Origin of the sequence: Micromonospora sp. NPDC047527, from assembly GCF_040643015.1 — a bacterium.
In the GTDB taxonomy this organism is placed as follows: Bacteria; Actinomycetota; Actinomycetes; order Mycobacteriales; family Micromonosporaceae; genus Micromonospora.
Map to the genome: position 1 here is coordinate 1 of NZ_JBEYTK010000017.1, position 1,600 is coordinate 1,600.

Consider the following 1,600-nt stretch of genomic DNA (forward strand, 5'->3'; position numbering starts at 1 on the left):
AAGATTGTCCGGCGGTGTCCTACTCTCCCACACCCTCACGAGTGCAGTACCATCGGCGCTGGAGGGCTTAGCTTCCGGGTTCGGAATGTAACCGGGCGTTTCCCCTCCGCCATGACCGCCGTAACTCTATAGACATATCAAACAACACCACACAACAGGGGTTTGTTGTTCGTTTGTCTAGAGTTGCACAGTGGACGCGTAGCAGCTTAGTAGTCAAGTCCTCGGCCTATTAGTACCGGTCAACTGAACCCGTTACCGGGCTTACATTTCCGGCCTATCAACCCAGTCGTCTAGCTGGGGGCCTTACCCCACCAAGGTGGGTGGGATACCTCATCTTGAAGCAGGCTTCCCGCTTAGATGCTTTCAGCGGTTATCCCTTCCGAACGTAGCTAACCAGCCGTGCCCTTGGCAGGACAACTGGCACACCAGAGGTTCGTCCGTCCCGGTCCTCTCGTACTAGGGACAGCCCTTCTCAAGTATCCTACGCGCACGGCGGATAGGGACCGAACTGTCTCACGACGTTCTAAACCCAGCTCGCGTACCGCTTTAATGGGCGAACAGCCCAACCCTTGGGACCTGCTACAGCCCCAGGATGCGACGAGCCGACATCGAGGTGCCAAACCATCCCGTCGATATGGACTCTTGGGGAAGATCAGCCTGTTATCCCCGGGGTACCTTTTATCCGTTGAGCGACACCGCTTCCACTCGCAAGTGCCGGATCACTAGTCCCGACTTTCGTCCCTGCTCGACCTGTCAGTCTCACAGTCAAGCTCCCTTGTGTACTTGCACTCAACACCTGATTGCCAACCAGGCTGAGGGAACCTTTGGGCGCCTCCGTTACCTTTTAGGAGGCAACCGCCCCAGTTAAACTACCCACCAGACACTGTCCCTGAACCGGATAACGGTCCGAAGTTAGATACCCAAATCAACCAGAGTGGTATTTCAAGATTGCCTCCACCCATACTGGCGTATAGGTTTCACCGGCTCCCACCTATCCTACACAAGCTAATTCGAGTACCAATGTCAAGCTATAGTAAAGGTCCCGGGGTCTTTCCGTCCTGCCGCGCGTAACGAGCATCTTTACTCGTACTGCAATTTCGCCGGGCCTGTGGTTGAGACAGTGGGGAAGTCGTTACGCCATTCGTGCAGGTCGGAACTTACCCGACAAGGAATTTCGCTACCTTAGGATGGTTATAGTTACCACCGCCGTTTACTGGCGCTTAAGTTCTCCGCTTCGCCCCGAAGAGCTAACAGGTCCCCTTAACGTTCCAGCACCGGGCAGGCGTCAGTCCATATACATCGAATTACTTCTTCGCATGGACCTGTGTTTTTAGTAAACAGTCGCTTCCCCCTGCTCTCTGCGGCCATACAACGCTCCACCCGCGCGGGGCTTCACGTCTCCGGCCCCCCTTCTCCCTAAGTTACGGGGGCAATTTGCCGAGTTCCTTAACCACAGTTCGCCCGATCGCCTCGGTATTCTCTACCTGACCACCTGTGTCGGTTTGGGGTACGGGCCGCTAAGAACTCGCTAGAGGCTTTTCTCGGCAGCATAGGATCACTGACTTCACCTGAATCGGCTCGGCATCACGTCTCAGCCTAT

Annotated in this window: 2 rRNA genes (1 of these 2 cut by a window edge); both read right to left on the reverse strand. The window is 55.4% G+C overall.

Annotated features, from left to right (window positions below):
- Positions 1–6 precede the first annotated feature (6 nt).
- Positions 7–123, reverse strand: a 5S ribosomal RNA gene (rrf, locus tag ABZ808_RS30810).
- 86 nt (positions 124–209) lie between these two features.
- A 23S ribosomal RNA gene (locus ABZ808_RS30815) occupies positions 210–1,600 on the reverse strand; it runs 1,813 nt beyond the window's last position.